Annotated in this window: 18 protein-coding genes; 11 read left to right on the plus strand and 7 right to left on the minus strand. The window is 68.6% G+C overall.

Annotation, left to right across the window (positions count from 1 at the left end):
- Positions 1 to 94: 94 nt before the first annotated feature.
- From FE633_RS28715 to FE633_RS28730, 4 genes are all read left to right on the plus strand, one after another.
- A complete protein-coding gene (locus tag FE633_RS28715) occupies positions 95 to 733 on the plus strand; it encodes a winged helix-turn-helix domain-containing protein (protein WP_138048087.1) in 639 nt (212 codons plus the stop codon).
- Between the two features lie 93 nt (positions 734 to 826).
- Complete coding sequence (locus FE633_RS28720; RefSeq protein ID WP_138048088.1) at positions 827 to 2,116, plus strand: sensor histidine kinase; 1,290 nt, start codon at positions 827 to 829, stop codon at positions 2,114 to 2,116.
- A complete protein-coding gene (locus tag FE633_RS28725; RefSeq protein ID WP_138048089.1) occupies positions 2,101 to 2,754 on the plus strand; it encodes a LuxR C-terminal-related transcriptional regulator in 654 nt (217 codons plus the stop codon). The genes FE633_RS28720 and FE633_RS28725 overlap by 16 nt, the downstream gene beginning before the upstream one ends.
- Positions 2,755 to 2,980: 226 nt before the next feature.
- Positions 2,981 to 4,540 carry a DUF1996 domain-containing protein gene (locus FE633_RS28730; RefSeq protein WP_138048090.1) on the plus strand — a complete coding sequence of 520 codons (1,560 nt, stop codon included), beginning with the start codon at positions 2,981 to 2,983 and terminating at the stop codon, positions 4,538 to 4,540.
- 110 nt (positions 4,541 to 4,650) lie between these two features.
- On the opposite strand, the gene FE633_RS28735 is transcribed toward FE633_RS28730, so the two are convergent.
- Positions 4,651 to 5,109 carry a hypothetical protein gene (locus tag FE633_RS28735; protein WP_138048091.1) on the minus strand — a complete coding sequence of 153 codons (459 nt, stop codon included), beginning with the start codon at positions 5,107 to 5,109 and terminating at the stop codon, positions 4,651 to 4,653.
- 114 nt (positions 5,110 to 5,223) lie between these two features.
- Here FE633_RS28735 and FE633_RS28740 point away from each other — a divergent pair, with 114 nt between their 5' ends.
- The 3 genes from FE633_RS28740 to FE633_RS28750 all read left to right on the plus strand — a co-directional run bounded on the left by FE633_RS28740 (position 5,224) and on the right by FE633_RS28750 (position 9,783).
- Positions 5,224 to 8,385: an alpha-N-acetylglucosaminidase gene (locus tag FE633_RS28740; protein ID WP_138048092.1), complete on the plus strand. Its 3,162-nt coding sequence runs from the start codon at positions 5,224 to 5,226 to the stop codon at positions 8,383 to 8,385.
- Between the two features lie 107 nt (positions 8,386 to 8,492).
- On the plus strand, positions 8,493 to 9,011 hold the full coding sequence (locus FE633_RS28745; protein ID WP_138048139.1) for a tetratricopeptide repeat protein: 519 nt from the start codon (positions 8,493 to 8,495) through the stop codon (positions 9,009 to 9,011).
- A gap of 55 nt (positions 9,012 to 9,066) precedes the next feature.
- Complete coding sequence (locus FE633_RS28750; protein ID WP_138048093.1) at positions 9,067 to 9,783, plus strand: TetR/AcrR family transcriptional regulator; 717 nt, start codon at positions 9,067 to 9,069, stop codon at positions 9,781 to 9,783.
- Positions 9,784 to 9,828: 45 nt separating this feature from the next.
- Here FE633_RS28750 and FE633_RS28755 read toward each other — a convergent pair whose 3' ends face one another.
- The 3 genes from FE633_RS28755 to FE633_RS28765 all read right to left on the minus strand — a co-directional run bounded on the left by FE633_RS28755 (position 9,829) and on the right by FE633_RS28765 (position 17,245).
- The gene (locus tag FE633_RS28755; RefSeq protein WP_138048094.1) at positions 9,829 to 10,185 is read right to left on the minus strand and encodes a 5-carboxymethyl-2-hydroxymuconate Delta-isomerase; all 357 of its coding nucleotides are present in this window, start codon (positions 10,183 to 10,185) and stop codon (positions 9,829 to 9,831) included.
- Positions 10,186 to 10,213: 28 nt separating this feature from the next.
- Positions 10,214 to 15,664 carry a pullulanase-type alpha-1,6-glucosidase gene (gene pulA / locus FE633_RS28760; RefSeq protein WP_138048095.1) on the minus strand — a complete coding sequence of 1,817 codons (5,451 nt, stop codon included), beginning with the start codon at positions 15,662 to 15,664 and terminating at the stop codon, positions 10,214 to 10,216.
- Between the two features lie 207 nt (positions 15,665 to 15,871).
- Positions 15,872 to 17,245 (minus strand): alpha-amylase, encoded by a 1,374-nt coding sequence (locus tag FE633_RS28765; protein WP_138048096.1) that lies wholly within the window; start codon positions 17,243 to 17,245, stop codon positions 15,872 to 15,874.
- Between the two features lie 659 nt (positions 17,246 to 17,904).
- Here FE633_RS28765 and FE633_RS28770 point away from each other — a divergent pair.
- From FE633_RS28770 to FE633_RS28785, 4 genes are all read left to right on the plus strand, one after another.
- Complete coding sequence (locus FE633_RS28770) at positions 17,905 to 18,456, plus strand: DinB family protein (protein ID WP_138048097.1); 552 nt, start codon at positions 17,905 to 17,907, stop codon at positions 18,454 to 18,456.
- A 179-nt stretch (positions 18,457 to 18,635) separates the two neighbouring features.
- Positions 18,636 to 19,130 (plus strand): P-loop nucleotide/nucleoside kinase family protein, encoded by a 495-nt coding sequence (locus FE633_RS28775; protein WP_246113867.1) that lies wholly within the window; start codon positions 18,636 to 18,638, stop codon positions 19,128 to 19,130.
- Between the two features lie 190 nt (positions 19,131 to 19,320).
- Entirely contained in the window at positions 19,321 to 19,845 is a 525-nt protein-coding gene (locus FE633_RS28780) for a hypothetical protein (protein ID WP_246113868.1), read from the plus strand.
- A complete protein-coding gene (locus tag FE633_RS28785) occupies positions 19,809 to 20,312 on the plus strand; it encodes a GNAT family N-acetyltransferase (RefSeq protein WP_138048098.1) in 504 nt (167 codons plus the stop codon). The genes FE633_RS28780 and FE633_RS28785 overlap by 37 nt, the downstream gene beginning before the upstream one ends.
- 351 nt (positions 20,313 to 20,663) lie before the next feature.
- On the opposite strand, the gene FE633_RS28790 is transcribed toward FE633_RS28785, so the two are convergent.
- The 3 genes from FE633_RS28790 to FE633_RS28800 form a co-directional block, all read right to left on the minus strand.
- On the minus strand, positions 20,664 to 21,155 hold the full coding sequence (locus tag FE633_RS28790) for an HNH endonuclease (protein ID WP_246113869.1): 492 nt from the start codon (positions 21,153 to 21,155) through the stop codon (positions 20,664 to 20,666).
- Positions 21,156 to 21,173: 18 nt separating this feature from the next.
- The gene (locus tag FE633_RS28795; protein WP_138048099.1) at positions 21,174 to 21,680 is read right to left on the minus strand and encodes a hypothetical protein; all 507 of its coding nucleotides are present in this window, start codon (positions 21,678 to 21,680) and stop codon (positions 21,174 to 21,176) included.
- Between the two features lie 231 nt (positions 21,681 to 21,911).
- Positions 21,912 to 22,637 (minus strand): TetR/AcrR family transcriptional regulator, encoded by a 726-nt coding sequence (locus FE633_RS28800; protein WP_342791219.1) that lies wholly within the window; start codon positions 22,635 to 22,637, stop codon positions 21,912 to 21,914.
- Between the last annotated feature and the right edge of the window lie 7 nt (positions 22,638 to 22,644).

The following is a 22,644-nucleotide window of genomic DNA, read 5'->3' on the forward strand; positions in this document are numbered from 1 at the left end:
CGTACGCGGCTCTCTCGAGCCGTACGCGGCCTTCGGCCGGCGCGCAACGACGTACGTCCACAGACGACCTCTCGCGCGAAAGAGCTGACCTCTCATGCCCAACACCCGATCCCTCTCCCCTGCCCCTGCCTCCGCCGCCGCCCCCGCAACGGCCTCTGCCGCTGCCTCCGCCCTTGCCGCCGGTTCGGCACGGCACCGGCTGCGTGCCGTCGACCGGGACGAAACGGTGGATGTGGCGGACTTCCTGCCGCAGGGCGCCACGTGGCTGCCCGCTCCCCCGCACACCCTGCCCAACCTGCCTGGCCGCCCGCCGATGGTCGGCTACCTGGTACTCGTTCCGGCCGACCAGGCCGACCAGGCCAACCAGGTCGGCCGGCAGCCCCTCCCGCCGGTCGCCGTGCCGGACGGGGGCCGGGGCGATTCCGCGGACTCCGACTCCGGCTCCCCCGTACGCGTCGACACCACGCGGCGTACCGCCGAGGTCGACGGACGGCCGCTCGACCTGACGTACCTGGAGTTCGAGCTGCTCGCCCACTTCGTGGCCCATCCGCACCGGGTGCACACCCGCGACCAGCTGGTGACCACGGTGTGGGGCTACGGGCATGTGGGCGACGGCCGGACCGTGGACGTCCACGTCGCCCGGCTGCGCCGCAAGCTCGGCCCGGACCACCGGCGGACCATCCAGACGGTGCGGCGAGTGGGATACAAGTACGCGCCGCCGGCCGGGGGTTGACGCACCACCCCGTTCCGTGGGTGGAGCTGACACCACCCCGGTTCGGGGGCTCGGCCCCGTGACCGGGGCGGCACCGTCGGTGAGACTGTGGGCATGGAGGCGAAGAGCGGGGAGACCAAGGATGTCGGTGGCCGGGCGCGTGGTGTCGTGCTCGACGGGGTGCGGGCACTGGCTCTGGCCTTTGTGACACTGCCGGGGGCGGCCGCGCTCTTCGTGCTGTCCGTCGTGTCGATCGCTTTGATCCCGCTGGGCGTCGGCATCGTCACGACACCCTGGGTGCTGACCGGCGTACGCGCGTTCGCGGACTTGCGGCGCATGCTGGCGGCCCAGTGGTGCGGGGTGCGGATCCCGCCCGCGTACCGGCCGATCCCGAAGGGCGCCAACCCGTGGGCGCGGTGTTTCCGCATGCTCGGGGATCCGGCGACCTGGCGGGACCTGGGCTGGCTGCTGGTCGACATGACCGCGGGCTTCGTGACCGTCGTGCTGCCCGCCGCGCTGCTTCTGTACCCGTTCGAGGGGTTCGCGCTGGCCGCGGGGCTGTGGCGGGTCTTCACCGACGGCACGTACGTCGGCTGGTGGTACGCGTTCGTGCCGATCAGCGGACAGGGCAGCGCGGTGCTCGCGGCCGGACTGGGCGCCGCCTTCCTCGTCACCGGCTACTTCACGGTCCCGTTCCTCCTGCGCGTCCATTTTCTGCTGACCCGCACGGTGTTGTCCGGCGATCAGGGTGAACTGGCCGAGCGCGTACGGGTACTCACCGAGACCCGGCGCGACGCCGTCGACACCTCCGCCGCCGAACTGCGCCGTATCGAACGGGACTTGCATGACGGCGCGCAGGCCCGGCTGGTCGCCATGGGCATGGACCTGGGCACCATCGAGGCACTGATCGAGAAGAACCCGGCGAAGGCCAAGGAGTTGCTCGCGCAGGCCCGCAAGTCCTCCGCGGACGCGCTCACCGAGCTGCGCGACCTGGTCCGCGGCATCCACCCGCCGGTGCTCGCCGAGCGCGGACTGGGCGACGCCGTACGGGCGTTGGCGCTGCGGATGCCCGTGGCCACCGAGGTGGACGTGGACCTGCCCGGGCGGCCCGGGGCACCCGTGGAGTCGGCGGCGTACTTCGCCGTGAGCGAGGTCCTCACCAACGCGGTGAAGTACGCGGACGCGGACCGGATCTGGGTCGACGTGCAGTACCTCCGCGCGTCCGGGGGGATGCTGCGGATCTCGGTCACCGACAACGGCAAGGGGGGCGCGACGATCGGCGCGGGTTCGGGACTCTCCGGAGTCGAGCGGCGACTCGGTACATTCGACGGCGTCCTGGCCGTCAGCAGTCCAGCGGGCGGTCCCACCATGGTGACCATGGAGATTCCTTGCGAGTTGTCCTAGCCGAAGACCTGTTCCTGCTGCGCGACGGACTGGTCCGGCTCCTGGAGGCGTACGACTTCGAGATCGCCGCGGCCGTCGAGAGCGGGCCCGAACTCACCCGGGCCTTCGCGGAGTTGGCTCCGGACGTGGCCGTGGTGGACGTACGCCTGCCGCCGTCGCACACGGACGAGGGGCTCCAGTGCGCGCTGCAGGCGCGGCGCGAGCGGCCGGGGCTGCCGGTGCTCGTGCTGTCGCAGCACGTGGAGCAGCTGTACGCGCGTGAGCTGCTCGCCGACGGGACGGGCGGGGTCGGCTATCTGCTCAAGGACCGGGTCTTCGACGCGGAACAGTTCATCGACGCCGTGCGCCGGGTCGCGGCGGGCGGCACCGCGATGGACCCGCAGGTGATTCAGCAGCTGCTGTCACGGCGTCAGGCGGACGACCGGCCGCTGGGCCGGCTGACGCCGCGCGAGCTGGAGGTGCTGGAGCTGATGGCGCAGGGCCGCTCGAACGCGGCGATCGCGGAGCGACTGGTCGTGACGGAACGGGCGATCGCCAAACACACCTCCAACATCTTCGCGAAGCTGGATCTGGAGGTGTCGGACGACGACAACCGCCGCGTTCTGGCTGTTCTCGCGTATTTGGATCAGGGCCGCTGAAAAGGCCTCGGACAAAGGTCCGCCCCGCTGAACGATATTCAATGATTCCCCCTCAACTGCCGTTGAAACATGGGGTTCTGGGTCCGTTGCGCCGGAATTGTGCCACGAATCTCTCACCAATTTCTGACCACGCTGAACACACCATGAACCCCTCCCGTATTGAACGGAGCCGCTTCACCTCCTGTCGGGCGCCTCGATAGCCCCGCAAGGAAGCCAGAGGAGTTCCATGGGACGCACAAACCGAAAACGCCGCTCAACGCTCGCCAACCGGGCGATAGCCGCATCGGCGGCTCTCGCGCTGGGTGGCGGCGGCTTGCTGGCGGCGAACATCTACGCTTCGGCGGGTGAGGAGAACTCACAGCAGAACGCGCAGACGACCGCCGCAGGGCAGATGGCCACCATCGCCTGCCCGGACGTCGGCCAGAAGCTGAGCGACGTACCCGACGGTGCACGCCAGGGCGTCGACGAGGAACTGGCCAAGATGGACAGCCAGATCACCGAGGCGTACGCACGGCTCAACTCGACTCGCGATGCGGCGGCCAAGGACCCCGGGTTCGTACAGAACTCCATCCTCGGCCCGCTCAAGAGCAAGCGAACCGCAGCCCTCGACCGGATCAACACCAACGTGCAGAGGGCGGGCGGTAACGCTCAGGATCTGCAGTCGCTCGCCGAGTGCGAGGGACAGCCTGCCGACCAGGCACAGACGGCCGCCGGTGAGGGCCAGGAGGGTCAGGACCAGAACCAGGACGGCCAGGACCAGAACCAGGACGGCCAGGACCAGGGCGGTCAGGACCAGGGCCAGGACCAGGGTGGTCAGGACCAGGGCCAGGTCGGTGACAACGGCAACGGGGCCGCAGGCCCGGTGGCCGGGGACTTCATCGACATCAACCAGGTCCAGCCGAACAACGATCCGGCCGGGAACGCCGCGAACGGGTTGGCCGCGGACGGGGAAGGCGGCTCGCAGGGCACCTTCACCTCGGAGTGCGGTACGAACGCGAACAACCTGTTCAACTCCGACAACCTGATCGCTGCGCCCGGTGTCGACAACGGCGCCCACCACACGCACGACTACGTGGGCAACCAGGCCAACGACGCCTTCGCCAGCGACGAGGACCTCGCGAACGGCGACACGTCCTGCCAGAACCAGGCCGACAAGTCGACGTACTACTGGCCGGTGATTCGCCAGCAGGACGGCAATGACGAGTTCGACGCCAACGACGGCGGCGGCGGCGCGGACGGCAACGTCGGCACGATCCTCGAGCCCGCCGAGGCCGAGATCAAGTTCGTCGGCAACAAGCAGAGCGACGTCGTCGCGATGCCGAAGTTCCTGCGCATCATCACCGGTGACGCCAAGTCCAACACCAACGGCGTCGGCAACGAGAACGCCTCTTGGAGCTGCACCGGCTTCGAGGACAGGCAGATCAGCGACAAGTACCCGATCTGCCCCGAGGGCAGCCAGGTGGTGCGGACGGCCAACTTCCAGAGCTGCTGGGACGGCCAGAACATCGACAGCGCCAACCACCGCGATCACATGTCCTTCGTCCAGGAGGACGGCAGCTGCAAGGAAGGCTTCCAGGCCATCCCCCAGCTGCAGATTCGACTGGTGTACGACGCTCAGGCCCCGGTCATCGAGAACGGACAGGTACAGAACCCGTTCGCGGTGGACAGTTTCCCCGAGGAGCTGCACAAGCCGATCACCGACCACAACGACTTCATCAACGTCTTCGACGAGCAGGAGATGAACAAGGTGGTCGACTGCATCAACAGCGGCCAGCAGTGCCAGTGACACTGTGAACCGGTGACACCATGAAGAGGCCGGTGACGGAATTCCGTCACCGGCCTTCTTCGTTTCTTTCCCCCCACTGATCCAATGCGATCAGCCCTGATCCTGCGCGGTCAGCCTGCGTGACCGGAGTGCTTCTCGGTTCCCCCACCACCGCTGCTCCCGGAGTGGTGCGAGGCGCCCTCCTCCATGGTCCCGCCGAGCTGGCCGCGCAGCGCTGTGACCACCTTCGAGTCACCCACGGCGACCCACTTGGCGCCGATGCCGACGAGGAAGTGACCGCCGTAGGGCTTGGACGAATTGATCCACTCACGCTGGCCGCGGTCGGTGGAGAAGGTGGCGAGGATGAACTTGCGGTCGCCGTCCTTGCAGATCGCCTGGCGTACCGTGTCGGCATCCGTCTGGATGTTCGGCTTGCACTTCACCTCGGCGGCCAGATGCTCCAGGCTGCCCGTCGCCGTCTTCGGCACCTCCTCACTGTCACCGTTACCGTCACCGTCGGACCCGCAGCCCGACAGCGCCAGTACCGCCACGGCCCCGGCCGCAGCAAGCTTCTGTCGCGTCAACCTCATGTTTTCCTCCGGTCGCGTCCGGCGACATGAACTCGCCAGCTCCGTAACCACCGTTGAGCGCGAACCACCCTCCCGTTAGCGTGCCGGTCCTGTCGACACAGGGGGCACACAGAGATGAACAGTCCGTCGCGACGCACGGTGCTGGGCACGGCCGGTGCCATCGGCCTCGGAACCACCTTGGGGGTGACGGTTCCGGCCCACGCCGCTGAGAGCCCTGGCAAGGGCCCTGCCTTCGATACGGCTCCCGCACGCTCCGCGCTCAATCGACTGCTGCCGGAGCATGCGCGGCAGTTCCGCCTCAGTCTCCTCGATGACGGCCCCGGCGGCCCCGGCGACTCCGACTCCGGCGCCCGCGGCGGCTCCGACCGCCCCGATCGCTTCCGCGTCACGGGATCCCCGGGACGCATCGAGGTGGCAGGGACCACCCCGGCCGTCCTGCTCACGGGAGTCCACTGGTACCTCAAGTACGTGTGCGGGGCGCACATCGCCTGGAACGGCAGCCAACTGGACCTGCCGCGCCGGCTGCCCGCGCCGACGCGCCCGCTCGAGAGATCCACCGCGCTCCCCCACCGGTTCGCGCTCAACGACACCAACGACGGCTACACCGCCCCGTACGCGGACTGGGGGTACTGGGAGCGGCTGATCGACGTCCTCGCGCTGCACGGCTGCAACGAGGTGCTGGTCGTAGCGGGCATGGAGGCCGTCTACCACCGGATGCTGCGGGAGTTCGGCTACAGCGACACCGAGGCGCGGGCCTGGCTGTCGGCGCCCCCGCACCATCCGTGGCAGCTGCTGCAGAACCTCTACGGGTACGGCGGCCCGCTCTCCCCCGAACTGATCGCCAGACGCGTCCGGCTGGGCCGGCGGATCGCGGACCGGCTGCGCGAGCTGGGCATGGCGCCGGTACTGCCCGGCTACTACGGACATGTGCCCAAGGGCTTCGTGGAGCGGGCCGGCGGCGACGCGCACGTCGTGCCGCAGGGCGTCTGGCACGGCTTCGAGCGCGTGGACTGGCTGGATCCGCGCACCGAGTCGTTCGCCGCGGTCGCCGCCTCCTTCTACGGCCACCAGAAGGACGTCTTCGGCGAAGCGGCCCACTTCAAGATGGACCTGCTGCACGAGGGCGGCACGGCCGGGGACGTACCGGTGCCGGACGCGGCGCGCGGCGTGGAGACAGCGCTGCGGAAGGCACACCCGGATGCGACCTGGGTGATCCTCGGCTGGCAGGAGAACCCGCTGCCGGAACTCCTCGACGCCATCGACAAGCGGAAGATGCTCATCGTCGACGGTGTCTCGGACCGCTACACGAACGTCACCGACCGAGAGGCGGACTGGGGCGGCACACCGTACGCGTTCGGCACGATCCCCAACTTCGGCGGCCGCACCACCATCGGTGCCCGTGCGCACCTGTGGACCGAACGGTTCTTCGCCTGGCGGGACAAGGCGGGCAGCGCGCTGGCCGGAACCGCGTACATGCCGGAGGCCGTCGACCGCGACCCGGCCGCGTTCGAGCTGTTCTCCGAACTCGCCTGGACCGAGACGAAGATCGACCGGGCGGCCTGGTTCTCGTCCTACGCCGACTTCCGCTACGGCGGCCGTGACCGCTCGGCGCGCGCGGCCTGGCGCGCGATGCACGACACCGCCTTCCAGCAGCGGGCCGTCGAGCGCAGCGACCCGCACGACTCGCTTTTCTGCGCCCGCCCGGACCTCTCCGCGAACCGCGCCGCGTACTACGCGCCGCGCGACCTCACCTACGATCCGGGCCGCTTCGACGCCGCGTTCGCCGGGCTGCTGGCCCTGCCCGCGGCTCTGCGGGGCAGCGCGGCGTACACGTACGACCTCGTGGATGTGGCCCGGCAGGCGCTCGCGCATCGCAGCCGCCAGTTACTGCCGCAGCTGAAGACCGCGTACCAGAAGAAGGACCTGGACACCTTCAAGGCGCTGTCCACACTGTGGCTGCGGCTGATGCGGCTGTCGGACGACGTCACCGGGACGCATGCCGCGTTCCTCCTCGGGCCGTGGATCAATGACGCGCGACTGCTCGCCACCGACGACGCCGAGCGCGCCGAGTTCGAGCGGACCGCGAAGGTACTGATCACGGTGTGGGGCGGGCGGGCGACTTCTGACCCGGGGAACCTGCACGAGTACGGCAACCGCGAATGGCACGGCCTGATGGCCGACTTCTATGTGCCGCGCTGGCAGAAGTGGCTGGACGCGCTGGAGGACTCGCTCACCACGGGGACACCGCCGGCGGCGGTGGACTGGTTCGCGTTCGAGGAGCCGTGGACCCGGGAGCGGAAGGACTATCCGCTGCGGCCGGTGGGCGATCCGTACCGGACGGCCGCGCGGGTACGGGACGTCCTGGCGCGGGCCCCCTACCAGGGGTCCCTGAAGGTCACCGCCGAGCCGCCCGCCTTCCCGCCGGGCGGGCACGCGCGCGTGGAGGCCGTTTTCCGATACGTCAACGGGCTGCGACCCACCGGGCGCGTGGACTTCGCGCTCACCGGGATCGACGCGGAGCCGGAAGGGCCGACATCGCTCGCGAGCGTGCCCGCCGCCGGGTCGGGCACGGTCCGCTGGCAGGCGAGCGCGCCGGGCACGCCGCCGGACCGCCCGCTGCGACCGCTCCCGTACACGATCGTCGTGCGGTACGGGCCCCGCGGTGAGGAGCGGGTGCGTACGGAGTTCGACGGCACGCTCTACGAGGCGGGCCCGCTCGCGGACGGCTGGCGGACGTACACGAACAACGCGGCCGTGTTCGGGCAGTTGGGCGGGCGGTTCGCGATCGACGGGGCGGGCGCCGATCTGTGGCGGGGCACGACGGAGTTCGGGTCGGCCTATCGGGAGGGTTCCCTCGCGGACGGGGGGACGGTGACCTTGAGGGTGGACTCCCAGGAGGTCACCGGCCCTTGGGCGCGGGCCGGGATCATCGCACGCAACAGCCTGGCCGCACCCGGCTCCCCCGGGTTCCTGAACCTGGCGGTCACACCGGCCAACGGTGTCGTGCTGTCGTACGACACGACCGGCGACGGCACCCTGGACACGTATCGGCGCATCACCGGGGTCAAGGCGCCGGTGATGCTGCGGCTGAGCCGTGCCGGCGGTTCCTTCACCGGCGCCTGCTCCACGGACGACGGGGCGACCTGGCAGACGGTCGCGACCGTGCCGGTGCAGGGCGCGGCGGCGGTCCAGGACGTGGGGCTGTTCATGAGCGCGACGAACGGGGGCGGCGGGGCGCGGGGCGCGGTGGAGTTCAGCGGCTGGACGACGGCGTAGCTCCACGGCGGCGGGAAATCCGGGGGTGGTCACGGGCCCACGCGTGCGAGGGTGGGCCCGTGACCGAGGACCTGGCTGAAAACCTGACCGATGACCTGGCCGAAGACTTGGCCGAAATCCCGACCGATGACTGGGACGAGCGTGTGGCCGCCGCCTGGGCCACGTTCGACGACTACGACGAGGCACGAGCGGCCGACTTCCGTGCGGTGATCGACGCGCTCGTCGCCGAGCTGCCCGCCGACAGCCCCGTCGCCCCCTTCGAACGGGCCTGTGCCTGGGACTCGACGGGCCACTCGAATCAGGCCATACCGCTGTACCAGGAGGCACTGGCGCGCGGACTGACCGGATATCGCGCCCGCCGGACCAAGATCCAGCTCGCCAGCTCCCTGCGGAACACCGGGCAACCGGAGGAGGGCGTCAAGCTCCTGACACCCGAACTCGACGCCCCCTCGGACGAGTTGGACGACGCCGTACGCGCCACCCTGGCTCTGTGCCTGGCAAGTCTCGGCCGGGAGCGCGAGGGCCTCGCCCTGGCGCTCGGGGCACTCGCCCCTCATCTGCCGCGTTACCAGCGGTCGATGGCGAACTACGCCCGGCTGCTGGTGGAGCCGGTCGAGCCGCATTGAACACCAGTACGGAACCGGCCCTTTGAAGGCTGGATTCGATCGGTAAGGTGTTCGCATGACAACCGGGGTACGCCGCAGAATGGGTGTCGAGGAGCGGCGCGAGCAGTTGATCGGCGTCGCGCTCGAACTGTTCAGCCGACGCTCACCCGACGAGGTCTCCATCGACGAGATAGCGTCGGCCGCGGGCATTTCACGGCCGCTGGTCTACCACTACTTCCCCGGCAAACTCAGCCTGTACGAGGCGGCGTTGCAGCGGGCCGCGGACGATCTGGCGGCCCGGTTCGTGGAGCCACACGAAGGGCCGCTGGGGGCACGGCTGCTGCGGGTCGTGCGGCGCTTCTTCGACTTCGTCGACAAGCACGGGCCCGGTTTCGCGGCGCTGATGCGCGGCGGTCCCGCGGTACCCGCGGGCGAGGCCTTCACCAGGGGCGGGGCCTCGGGCACCACCGCCCTCGTCGACGGCGTACGGCAGGCCGCGTACGTCCAGATCCTCGCGCATCTGAAGATCGACCAGCCGCCCGCCCGGCTGGATCTGGTCATCCGCTCCTGGCTCTCGCTCGCCGAGTCGACGGCGCTGATCTGGCTGGACGGGCGCCGTATCCCGCGTGCCGAGCTGGAGATGCAGCTCGTCCGTGACTTCGCGGCGCTTGCGGCGGTGAGTGCCCTGTACGACGACGAGATGGCGGGACTGCTGCGCCATATGCTCGCGGACGAGCCGACCGAGGGGCCGTTCGCGGACCTCATCGGCCGGCTGATGACGCTGGCGTCCTAGGAGCTCCCCGGGATTCCCCTGCCTGGCTTCGGGCCGCGCCGGGCCTCACTCCACGAACTTGCGGTACGAGTCGTCCAGGTCGCGCGTCTCGGCGGAGACGTGCAGCGTCAGCCCGTCGACGGGCTTCACATGGGCCCGCAGCACCCGCAGCGCCGCCTCGGTGAGTGCGGCCTTCGTCTCGTCGGTGCGGCCTGCGAGCAGCGCGACCATGATGTGGACCAGTGCGTGCCCGTCCGCCTCCGCGCCGACCACGGTGTCCTCGGTCTGCCGGAACCGCGTCTTGCACGCCTCGATCTTCGCGTCCGCCGTCTCCACCACCACCTTGTGCAGCGCGAGCGCGAAGCCCTTTCGGTCGAAGGCGTCCGCGAGCGGCGCGGAGTAGTCGACGGTGATCTGCGGCATGGGCACTCCTGTGCTAGGGCTTCTGCGCTCACCCTAGCCCGTGCCCCGGGCCGCGGTGCCGCTCATCGGGCGGCCGGGAGGAATCCGGGACAACCCGGGAGAATACCGCCACGCTGCGGGCCGGCACGGCGAACGTGCCCGACTCCGGCGCGTACGACGAGGCCTTGACGACGGAGTCCGCGCCCGCGGCCTGCACCGGGTGCAGCGCGTACGCCGTGCCCGCGAGCGCCGCGACCCGCTGCTTCTGCCGCTCGGGGGTGGCGTTGAAGACGACGACGAGATCGCCGAGCCGCATGGTGATCACACCGGGCGTCTCGTCCTTGCCCGACAGCGGGAAGGACAGCTTCGACTGCACCTGCTCGGCGGTGCCGAGACCGAAGACGCTCTCGCTCGTCCGGATCCGCAGCAGGTCCCGGTACGCGGCCGAGGCGCCCTCGATCTGCGGGCAGCCCACCTCGATCGACGTCAACAGGGGTTTGGCGTAAGGCCACTTGGACGCGTTGTCGGCGGCCATCGGCAGCCCGCGCCCGAAACCGTTGCCGTCCCGGCAGTCCCAGTGGATGGCGTTGAACCAGTCGCCGCTGTCGTACGAGTTGCGGTCCAGGGACTTGGAGCGCAGCAGGTCGGTCCCGGCCTGGGACAGGGACGGCCCCTGCGAGAGGGTGGCCGTCGCCATCGCGAGGACCTGCATGCGGGCGCGGTCGTCCGCTGTGACGGACCGCGGCAGCTTGTAGGCCAGCGCGTCGAACAGCGACTCGTTGTCGTGCGCGTCCGCGTACGCGAGGGCGTCACCGGGCGCGTCCGCGTAACCGGCGGCCGTGCCGTTGTAGTCCACCTCGGAGCCCTTGACCTCCTTGCCGTCGGTGTCCGTGAAGGTGAACGCCTTGAGGTTGCCCGACAGGCCCACCTTGATGAGGTCCTGGTAGTGCAGCAGGCGCGCCTTCTGCTCGGCCGGACTCCCGTTGCCGTCCGAGGAGTTGGGGTCGGTGTAGAGCCCGGACGCGAAGCCCTGGACTCCCGGGTCCTCGTCGAAGGGTCCACCGCCGCGCACGGCGTCACGGGCCCGGTCGGAGAAGGTCGCGATGCCTGTCCCGGCCATGTTCTTCTGGGTGGCCTGCACGAAGCGGGCGTCGTCCGCGATCTCGCCGAAGTTCCAGCCCTCGCCGTAGAGGATGATCTCCTTCCCGTCGACGCCGTCCTTCTCCGGCGTCAGTGCGTCGAGCGCCCTGCGCACCGCCAGGATGTTGGCCTTCGGGTGGTGGCCCATCAGGTCGAAGCGGAAACCGTCGACCTTGTACTCCTTCGCCCAGGTGACGATCGAGTCCACGACCAGCTTGCCCATCATGGCGTTCTCGGGTGCGGTGTTGGCGCAGCAGGTGCTGGTCGCCACGGACCCGTCGGCGAGGAGCCGTTGGTAGTAGCCGGGCACCACCTTGTCGAGTACGGAGGTGCCGGCCTGGCCGCTGGAGGTGGTGTGGTTGTAGACCACGTCCATGACCACCCGCAGGCCGTCCTCGTTCAGGGACTTGACCATCTCGCGGAACTCGACCGTACGCCCCGTCCCGTCGGGGTCGGTGGCGTACGAGCCCTCCGGCACCGTGTAGTGGTACGGGTCGTAGCCCCAGTTGTACGCGTCCTTGGCGGCGACCGTCGCCACGCACTCCTGCTGCTTGCCGGAGTCGGCCGCGTACGAGGCGAGGTCGCAGTCGACGGTCGCCTGGTCGGCCTTCCGCTCGGGGATGGTGGCGATGTCGAAGGCGGGCAGCAGATGCACGTACGAGGTACCCGACCCGGCGAGCTTCCGCAGATGCCGTGAGCCGTCGCTGTCCTGGTCGGTGAAGGCGCGGTACGTGCCCCGGTGCCGGGCGTCGGCGGTCTTGTCCCCGACCGAGAAGTCCCGGATGTGCAGCTCCTGGATCTGGGCGTCCTTCAGCGGAACGGCCTTGGGTTTCCGCAGGCCCGACCAGCCACTCGGTGCGAGGGACGGGTCACCCAGGTCGACGACGAGGCTGCGCTCGGAGTCGGCGGTGAGGGCGACCGAGTAGGGGTCGGTGACCTTGTTGGTGACCACCTTCCGGACGCTGGGCGCCCACACCTTCACTACGTACCGATAGGGCTTGTTCTGCCAGGACTTGGAGCCGGTGACGGACCAGACGCCGGTGCGGTCGTCCCGCTTCATGGGCACGCGCGTGCCGTCGAGGTCCAGGGAGACGGTTTGCGCGGTGGGCGCCCATACGGCGAGCCTCGGGCGGCCGCCCCGGAAGGTCGGCCCGAGGTCGGCGTCGGTCCCGTCGTACAGGTCGTCCAGTACGCCGGCGATCTGGACGCCCGTCGCCGCGAGCACCGCCCCGTTCGCGGCCCGCTGCGAGGCCACGACCTGGCCGCGCAGAGCCTCGCGCGCCCGGTCGCGGTCGCGCGGATCGACGGACCAGGCGGTGTACGACGCCAGGTGCGGGAACTTCGCCTTCTGGGCGTCGGTGAGGCCCGACTTGGTGAGGCGCAGCCAGCGCTCGTCGTCGCTCGTCAGCGTGCCGTCCTTCACGGCGATCGAGCCGTTCCGCGAGTACAGCAACTGGGTGGACGCGGCGGCCTCGTTGCCGTTCCAGGCGACCGTGTTCCGGTCGATCCAGACCGCCTTGGAGGTCGTCAGATCGAGCGCCGCGGCGCTGCCCGCGGGCTGCGGCAGCAGGTGCTTCTCCTGGCCGTTCAACAGCCACACCTCATGCCCCTCGGCCTTGAGGTCGAGGGACTGATCGGCGGGCAGGTCCTTCTCGTCGCCCTTGTGGATGATGTAACTGAGGCTGGTGGCACCCTCGGTGAGCGGCACCTCGAAGACCGCGCCATACGTGTCAGTCTTCACCGGCTGGAGGGGCTTCGACCAGTCCGTGGGCTGCGCGGCGCCGGTCCACACGTGCAAGCCCCAGCCGTCGTAGTTCCCGTCGGCGCGGTGGTAGTGCAGGACGGCCTTCGACGTGTCCTGCGGCGGGTACGCGCCGTCCGGTGCGGTCGTCGCCTGACCGTCCTCGCCCTGCGCGATCCACACCTCACCGGTGCGGGCGAGCGGGACGGTGCGCCGCGGGCCATCCGCGGTGCCGTCCTTGACGACGGTGTACGTGAGGTCCTCGACACCCTCGGGAACCTTCAGCCAGGCGAAGGCGCCATACGCGTCCCGGCCGCTGAACTCGGCGAGGCCGTCGCCGGACGCGAGCCGCCAGCCGTCGTAGTCGCCGTCGGTCCGCTTGTAGTGGACGACCACGTACTCGCGCTCGACAGCGCTCGGCTCCTCCTCGGCAGGGGGCGCGCCCGCCGTGGTCGAGGCGAGATCGCTCGCGGTCCGGCCCGCCGAGTCGACGACAACAGCCTTGTACCGTACGGGAGTTCCCGCACCAGCCTTGATCGTATGGGTGACCCGGTAGGGGGCATGGTCGGCGGTGCCCAGCGTGCGCCACTTGCCGCCCCCGACCTGGGCGGCGAAGACGACGCGGTGGAGACTGCCGCCGTCGACACCGCCGTCGACATCGGCGTTGAGCTCGACGGTGCCGGTGGCGCCGGCCTCCGGAGCCTTCAACGTCAGGGAGGGTTCGGTGGCGGGCTTGCCGAGTTTGCCCGCCGCCTTGAAGACGACCGAGGAACCAGCCGGGACCGTGACGCTGACCTTCTTGTCCGAGTCACTGGTGAGGGACTTGTCCGTCCCGTAGATCCCCCGGTACGTCATGTCCGCGCTGCCGGTCGGGAAGGTCGCCGTCCTGGCTTCCTCCGCGTTGTTCACGGCGACGACGTACTCGACGCCGGTCTTCGCGTCCGTGCGCGAGAAGGCGTACACACCGGCGCCGTCGGCGGCGTACCGCTCCGTCTGCACGCCGTCCGTGAGGGCCGGGTGGGCCTTGCGGAGCTTGGCGAGAGCGCTGATCTGCCGGTAGAGCGGTGCACTCGTGTCGTACGCGTCCTCTGCGTGCGTACGGTCCGTGCCCAGCTCGTCGTCGTCCAGATAGTCCGCGACCCGGGAGCCGAACAGTGTCTGGCGGGCGTCCTTGTCGCCGCCGGCGCCGGTGAAGCCCTGCTCGTCGCCGTAGTAGACGACGGGGTTGCCGCGGCTGAGGAACATCAGTTCGTTGGCGAGCCGGTCCTTCTTCACCAACTCGGCGTCGGACGCCTCGGGGTTGTCCTGCTTCAGAAAGTGCCCGATGCGCCCCATGTCATGGTTGCCGAGGAAGGTGACCTGCTCGTACGCGTTGGCCTTGTCCGTCGTGTACTTGTAGTCGTCGCCGAAGACCGCGGCCAGCTTCTTCGCGCTGCCGCCCTGGGAGGCGTACGCGCGAGCCGCGTCCTGGAAGGGGAAGTCGAGCGTGGAGTCGAGACGCCCCTGAGTGACGTACGGCGAGGTGACGGACGTGTCGGCGGAGTAGACCTCACCGAACATGAAGAAGTCGTCCCGGCCCCTCTTGGCCGCGTACGCGTCGAGCGCGGTGGCCCACTGGGTCCAGAACTCCATGTTGACGTGCTTCACGGTGTCGATCCGGAAACCGTCGATGTCGAAGTCCCTGACCCACCTCTCGTAGATCTTCTCCATCCCGCTGACGACCTCGGGACGCTCGGTCCACAGGTCGTCGAGGCCGGAGAAGTCACCGTAGGTGGAGCTCTCGCCGGCGAAGGTCGAGTCGCCCCGGTTGTGGTACATCGACGGGTCGTTGAGCCAGGCCGGAACCTTGATGTTCTTCTTCGCGTCGGCCACGACGCGCGTACGCGGGAAGGAGTCGCCGTCGACGTCCGGGAAGCCGGAAGCGCCGTCCGCGTGGTCGGCGTCGTCGAAGGGCTCGCCGTCCTCGGTCAGGTACGGGAAGGCACCCTTGGAGAGGTAGTCGTAGGACTTCTCCGTGTAGTCGACGACGTCGGCGGTGTGGTTGGTGATGACGTCGAAGAAGACCTTCATGCCCTTGGCGTGGGCCTTCTCGATGAGCTTTTCGAGGTCGTCGTTCGTGCCGAAGTGCGGGTCGACCTGCGTGAAGTCCGTTATCCAGTAACCGTGGTAGCCGGCGGAAGCGGTGTCGCCCTCGCCCTGCACGGGCTGGTTCTTGAAGATCGGCGCCAGCCAGATGGCGGTGGTGCCGAGGCCCTTGACGTAGTCGAGCCTCTTGGTCAGGCCCTTGAGGTCGCCGCCCTGATAGAAGCCCTTGTCGGTGGGGTCGTGGCCGGTGGTGAGGCGTGAGCCGGTGAGCCCGCCTCTGTCATTGGACGCGTCCCCGTTGGCGAAACGGTCCGGCAGGACGAAGTAGAACTGCTCACGGGTGAGGTCGTGCCGGGCGGGCTCGGCGGCGAGCTTCGCGTCGGACGGGGGCGCCGGCGGAGGCACGGACGGGATGTCGGCCCGGGCGGCCAAGGGCTGGACGAGTGCTGCGGCCAGCGCGGTCGCGGTGACCGCAGCGACCCGTCCGGCATGTGCGGTACGGCGCTTCGACGGCGCCGGCCATCTCGGTATCACTGACGTGGGCTCCTTGCGATGACGGCTCTCTCGGGTCCGACACCGCGCGACCGTATCGCCGCCGAAAGACTTACAGCAAGAGTCCTGAAAGGCTCGGAAAGAATTTTCAGCAGCTGGAGTTGGTCTGCGTGAGCAGGCCCAGCCGCCAGGGCAGGGTGTTGTAGGGGCCGGTCCAGAAGTCGGAGGGGCGGGGCGGGCGGAGCCGGCTCAGCAGCTCGGCTTGCCCGCGTAGACGGCCAGGGCGGTGTTGGAGCCGAGGGTCGCGGTGAGCTGGCCGGAGCCGTTGACCGTCACCGTCGTGTTGTTCTGCACGTCGCAGTACGTGCCCGCCGGCAGCGAGGTCTGGTACGTACGGGTGAGGGAGCCGGACTCGTGGTTGATGGCCACGTATCCCTTGGCGCCCCGCCCGAAGGCGATGGCATCGCCCCCGTTGTCCCACCAGTTCGTCACGGACTCGCCGCGCGTGGCGTTGCGGAAGGAGACCATGCGCTGGATCTCGGGCCAGGCGTGCTGGCACTTCCAGCCGTCCTGCCAACAGGCGTTCACCGTACCGCCGCCCGGCGGACCTGCGTCCGTGTCGGAGAACTCGTAGCCGGAGTTGATGTCGGGCGCGCCGTACGGCCAGGCGAGCATGAAGACATGGGCCAGCGTGTAGTTGGCGCCGTCCTTGTAGTTGAGCGTGGAGCCATTGCGCTCGGTGTCGTGGTTGTCGACGAAGACGCCCGCGACGGAGCTGTTCATGTAGCCCCAGCCCTCGCCGTAGTTCTTGAGGTAGGCGAGGTTCTCGCTGTTGAAGACGCGCTTGAGGTCGTACGCGTAGCGGAACTCCTGGACGTCACCGCTGCCCGTGTACTCGGTGGGCTGTACCGCCTCGCCGCTTCCGTGGATGACCTCCTGCTTCCAGTACGCGGAGGGGTTGTTGAGACGGGACTTGATGTTCGCCAGGTCGCCGGCCGGGATGTGCTTGGCCGCGTCGATCCGGAAGCCGTCGACGCCGTAACCGAGCAGGGAGTTCATGTACCCGGCGATCGCCGAGCGCACGTAGTCCTCCCCCGTGTCCAGGTCGGCGAGACCGACGAGCTCGCAGTGCTGGACGTTCCAGCGGTCCTGGTAGTTGGTGATCTGCGAGGTGCAGTCGTCGAAGTCGTTGGAGGAGTACAGGCCGGGGTACGTGTACTTGCTGTACGAGGAGCCGCCGGTGCCCGTGCCGCTGCCCGCCGACATGTGGTTGATGACCGTGTCGACGACGACCTTCACACCGGCCGCGTGGCAGGTGTCGACCATGCCCTTGAAGGCGGTCGCGTCACCGAGCCGTCCGGCGATCTTGTAGCTCACCGGCTGGTACGAGGTCCACCACTGCGAGCCCTGTATGTGCTCGGCGGGCGGCGACACCTGGACGTAGCCGTACCCGGCCGGGCCCAGGGTGTTGGTGCACTCCCTGGCGACCGAGTCGAACTTCCACTCGAACAGGACGGCGGTGACGTCTTTGCTGCCGGGCGGGGAGGCCTGGGCGACAGTCGGGGACATGACAAGAGCGGCCACGGCGAGAGCGAGGGCGCCGGAAAGGGGTCTGCTGGCCATGTGGGGGTCCTTCGCCGTTGAAGGTGCCACGTAGGGGTGGCATTGAAGATTCTTGCTGCAAGGAGGCTGAAATATTTCAGCCGACCAGACGGTACGAGCACCTTGTACAACGGTCAAGCCTCTGGGCGCAGTTGGAAACAGCCGGAGGAGCCGGCCGCCCGAGGTGGGCGGCAGGCCCCTGAGAACGACCCAAACACGGGCAAGGGTTGCGGCATCTCGACCACACGGTCGCTTGCCTGCTTTCACCGTGATTCCCCGCCGCCCCCGCTCGACGGGTCTGCCCTGAACGCCGGTGAACGCGGCTGAATGAGACGGAAACTGAGGCGGCGGTGGGATGAGCGCGCTCTGCTCCAAGCGGGCAGTTACGGTCAGATCATGGAGTGATAGCCCTGGTCAGCACGGCAGTTGGAAGCCGCATTCATGTTGGGGCTCCTTGAAAATCCCCGGCTCCGCTCTTCCTCCTCGGTTCGTTGTGGACTCAACCAGGAGGCGGACCTGCCTGACAGCCGACCAGACTTGGGAGGGCTCGATCCGTGCAGGGCGGCCCTAGGCCATCGCGGAGCGACGCTCGAAGAGCGCGCTATACCGGCTGCGACTGCCCACCCCAACCGCCACCCGATCCGGCCGTGCCGCAAGGAAGCGCTTGTTAACGTGAATCCATGATGGCTTGCGCGGAATGCGGTTTTGAGTACGACCTCGCCCTGGCTCCCACGGTCTCGACGCTCGCCAAGGGCCACGCGAGCGAATACGCGGAGCTACTGAGGGCCGAACCGTCCGTGCTGCGGCGGCGCTCCGCGCCGCACGTGTGGTCGCCCCTTGAGTACGCCTGTCACATGCGCGATGTGCTGCTCGCCCAGCGGGAGCGGGCACTGGCCGCACGACGTCATGAAACGCCGGTCGCCGAGCCCATGGGGCGCGACGAGCGGGTAGATCACGACGGTTACGCCCGGCAGCAGCCCGCCGATGTCGCCCGCCAACTCCGTGACGCGGCACTACTGTTCGCCCATGTTCTCGACCGGCTGTCGCCCGCCGACTGGGAGCGCACACTGGTATACACCTATCCCGAGCGCGAGGAACGTTCACTGCGCTGGGTCGCCGTGCACACTCTGCACGAGCTGCGCCACCACCTGCTCGACATGCGTCGCCAACTAGAACACCATGACGGGGACAGGTGCGACTCTGTCGACGCTCCCTCGGGATCGGCCCACTGAAATCTTCGGCGGCAACGCCGCACGCACTCACCACGGACCGTCCCACCCGGCGGTGTGGGAGACAAGGGCAGGTCTGGGGTATCGCCCGAGCAGTAACCCTCATCAAACGTTCTGTGGTGTCGCTTGGCTGCGTCAGCATGTGCGGCAGTGATGATCCTGAGGCGCTGTGGAGGGACCTGGTGGACGCGGGACGCGAGCCGAGGCTGATCTTGCTGTGCGGACTTCCTGGTTCCGGTAAGACAACGCTGGCCAAGCATCTGGCGAATGAGATTCCAGCTGTGCGTCTGTGCCCCGACGAATGGATGGCGGATCTCGGCATTGACTTGTTTGATGAGCAAACGCGCGACCAGCTTGAGAGGCGGCTTTCCCAGCATGCCCAGGAGCTGTTGAAGCTCGGACAGAGCGTGATCCTGGAGTTCGGCTTCTGGGCACGCTCTGAGCGGGATGAGAAGCGCCTCGGCGCGCGCGCACTCGGCGTTCCCGTCGAACTGCACTACCTTGCCGCGTCGATTGATGAACTGTGCCGCCGCCTTGATGCCCGCAACGGGGAGGCTGAGTGGGGGACCGTACCAATCACTCGCGAGATGCTTGAGGAGTACGCAGAGCTCTTTGAGGCCCCGAGCAGTGATGAACTCAGCCTGTTCGACGAACCGCCTCCGGGACGTAGGGGGTGATGACTGGGCCCGTGCGGCCGAGTCGTGATGCCAGACGAGTCCAGGTCGCATCTCCCGATCGTGGTCGCCAACACGCTTTCCAGGTCTGTTGGTTGGGCGCAGGGCCTCGTGCGGGGCTCGGTGCTTGCCTGATGCCCGGCGGATCACACGCCCTTGTCGGGCGCCAAAGGGGAGCATGCATCATGACCGTGTGACCACAAACGATGAAACCCAGTCTCTGGCACCTGCTGATGCGGGCGCATTACTTGCGCTGGCTGATGGCTACCATGCCCGAACCGTGCGCCCGCTGGGCAGCCCTGAGGTCGCCGGGCACGTGGTGAAGTCCTATGCGATCGAGGCACCTGGGCGGACGGTGACGGACCAGGACTCACAGGCCGCGCTGCGGATCGCGGCCCATCACTTGTCGTCGGCTCATCTGCGGGGCTCACTTGGGCATTCCGCGCTGCTGATGCATGCCGGTGGCGACGGTGACTACGTTCTGGTGCACACGTGGATCGAGGGGTACATGTCCGACCTCGCCGTCTTCACCGGGCCGGCCGGGAACATCAGCCGACTGCGGCCCGGCCGGTCGGGCCTTGCTCCTTGCGTGTGGGAAGCGGCGGTACTGGCCTACGAACGGGACGCGTTCAGTCGGCATGTGCTGGACGGAGACGGCGCTTTCGAAGAGCGGCTGGCCGCATGGCGCGGCGACATGATGGAAGGCGAGGTTCGTTGACGGGCGCCGGGGTGCCGCGGGTGCGGCATGCGCGCCCCGCCGATCTGCCGCACATCGCTCTGCTGGCGGCCGAACACGCCGCGTACGAGAAGGCGGTGCCGCCGCCTGCCGACCTGCCCCAGCGGCTGGAGGCACTGCTCTTCGGTCTGGCGGCTCCGCGCCTGTGCTGCTTCGTCGCGGAGCTGGACGACGGCGAGATCATCGGATACGCCTCGTGCGCGCCCGAGTTGTCCACTTGGGACGGTGCGGAGTACCTCCACATGGACTGCCTCTTCCTACGGGACGGCCACCGGGGCCTGGGCGTCGGCCTGATGCTGGTGGATGCCGTCCTGGCCGAAGCACGTGCACGTGGACTCAGCCAGGTCCAATGGCAGACTCCAGCGTGGAACGAGGACGCGATCAGGTTCTATGACCGGCTGGGTGCCCAAGCGAAGGAGAAACGGCGCTACTTCCTGTCCGTCGACTGAGGTTCGGTTGTCGGCTCATCCCGGCACGACCTGTAGTCGAGCGACGGCCGACGTCTCCGCCAGTGTCGGTCTGCACCTCAGCCGACGACAGCCAGCCACGATGATGGGTACGTCGACCGATCAGGCACACGTGTGCCAGGGCACCCCCACCGGGCCTCACGCACAGACTGGGGCGTCGCCAGGTGATTTGCCACTTCGCCTGCCGAGCATGCCGACGTGGATGCACCCGCCAGCCGCCCCTGTTGACCGCGGCTGACCCTTGCATCTGGCACGACTTTGGCACGCGGATCCGTCGCAGGCCTTTGTCGAAGTGACCTCGGCCTCCGCTGGCCTGACGGTAGCCGTACGCAGTCAGCGTCCTTCGCGTTCGTAGCGTTCCACCCGACGCGCCAACTTGGCGCGATACCTCTCGGGTGAATGGAAAGCCTGAGAGCGGCGGATCAGGTCTTCGGCCGTGAGGCCCTCTGCGTAGGGCCGCAGCGCCGGTTTCCGCAGGAGGACAGCTCGCAGCGCTTCGGCTTCCTCGACAGTCCTCAGCGGGGTGCTGTCGTTGCGTACATGGTTGCAACCCCAATGTGTGAGGTGCACGTTGTCGCGGGTGTCAGTGCCGCCGGACGCGATGGTGCGAATGTGGTCGATGCTCGGTGACCGAGGGTCTGGATGCTGATACGCCCGTTCCACTGGACCTTGGCACAGGCCGCAGACCCAGCCGTCCCGCTCACCGATCTCTTCAGCCGTGAAGCGCTCGATGCCCCCGTTGCTCCGCATGCGCTGACGGCGGCGCTGGTCCTGGGCGCGCTTGGCTTCGCTGCGCCGAGACATGGGCAGGTCTGCGCTGGTCACGTCTGCATTCTTTCGCCGTCATTCCCGGGTGCGCTCACGAGGAGGTAGACCCAGCTCGGCTCTCGCCGCCTCTTCGATCGCTCGGGCGCAAGCGAACGCTTCGCCGTAAAGCCTATGGCGATACTCCATCCTCTCTCCCCGATCGTCGTACGGTTCGTGTCCAACGTTTTCCGCCAGGTCCGCAGCTTGATCAATCGCCGTTTGAAGTTCGCGACCTGCGAGGAACCGGGCCTCGTAGAGTTGGTCGAAGTAGGTGCGACGCACCTGGTTGAGCTGAGAGTCGGGATCGTCCCGTCGACTCTCGAAGGAGATGAGCGGCCCGATCTGCATAGCAAAGTCGACACTCGTTCGTACCAGGGTGGAGTACTTTTCCCTGCGCAGATCCGTTAGCCATTGCGCGTGGTTCGCGGCGGCTTGATCCTTGACCTGCTGCCGAGTGACCTCTGCGGCATTCTCGGCCCCGATACGTGCTCCTCGAACTGCCGCATACCCGCCCGCTGTCGCGCCGCCAAGGGCCCCGATCATGCCCACGATTCCAGCTACTAGCGCTGCCACCCCTTGATCCATGAAGCAAGTGTGCAGCTTGCGTCGAAGTCAGCGATCCTCAATGGCTGGGGCCCGTTCTCCTCGCAACAGCCTTGAATTCCACTTGAGTTGCTCTGGGCGGTGATCAATCGAGGTGGGCGCCAGCCTGACCGGGCCTCAGCTCCGAGAGGCGGACGGCGACACCCCGGCGGGTCAGGTCGCAGGCGAGGGTCAGGCCGGTGGGGCCGGAGGCGGCGACGCGGACTGCGTCCCAGGCACCCCCAGTAGCGGCAGCCACACCTCGTCCACGATCTCGACGATCGACTCGTCCGACACCGCGCGCATCGTCAACAGCATGTCGTGGCGCAACAGGTCGAACGGCAGGTTCACCACGCGGGACGAGCGCGGCACGTCGGGCAGTTCACCGCGGTCGACCGCTCGGCCGACGATTATCTCGAAGGCGGTCGCCCGGCCCGGCGTGAGGAGGGCTTCGCGCAGCTCGCTGAAGCTGGTACTGGTGTCGCGGAAGTAGTCCACCAGCTGCACGCTCATCATCGTGATCATGTGCGCGCGGCCGGCGTGGGCGTTGCGCAGGAAACTGATCGCGTCGTCGCGAAGGCTGCCGGTGTCGGGCACCGCGATCGGCTGCCAGAACTTGGTGAGAGTGGCCAGCAGCAGGTCCTCGCGCTGCGGCCAGCGCCGGTAGAGCACGGGTCGACTCGTGCCGGCGCGGGCGGCGACCGCCTCATAGGTGAAGCCGGGGTATCCGTGCTCGACCAGCACGTCCCACGCGGCGTCGAGTATCGCGTTCTCGAGCTCGGGACCACGTCGACGGGATGCGCCGCCGCCACGGGTCGCGCCGCCGTCCGCACGACGGCCCGCCTCCTGCGCCCCGGTCGCACCGGTCGCACCGGTCGCCCCGCGCTCACCCGCAATCCGCTCACGCTTGAGATTCACTTGTGTA

Source organism: Streptomyces montanus (assembly GCF_005786655.1).
Taxonomy (GTDB): Bacteria; Actinomycetota; Actinomycetes; order Streptomycetales; family Streptomycetaceae; genus Streptomyces; species Streptomyces sporangiiformans.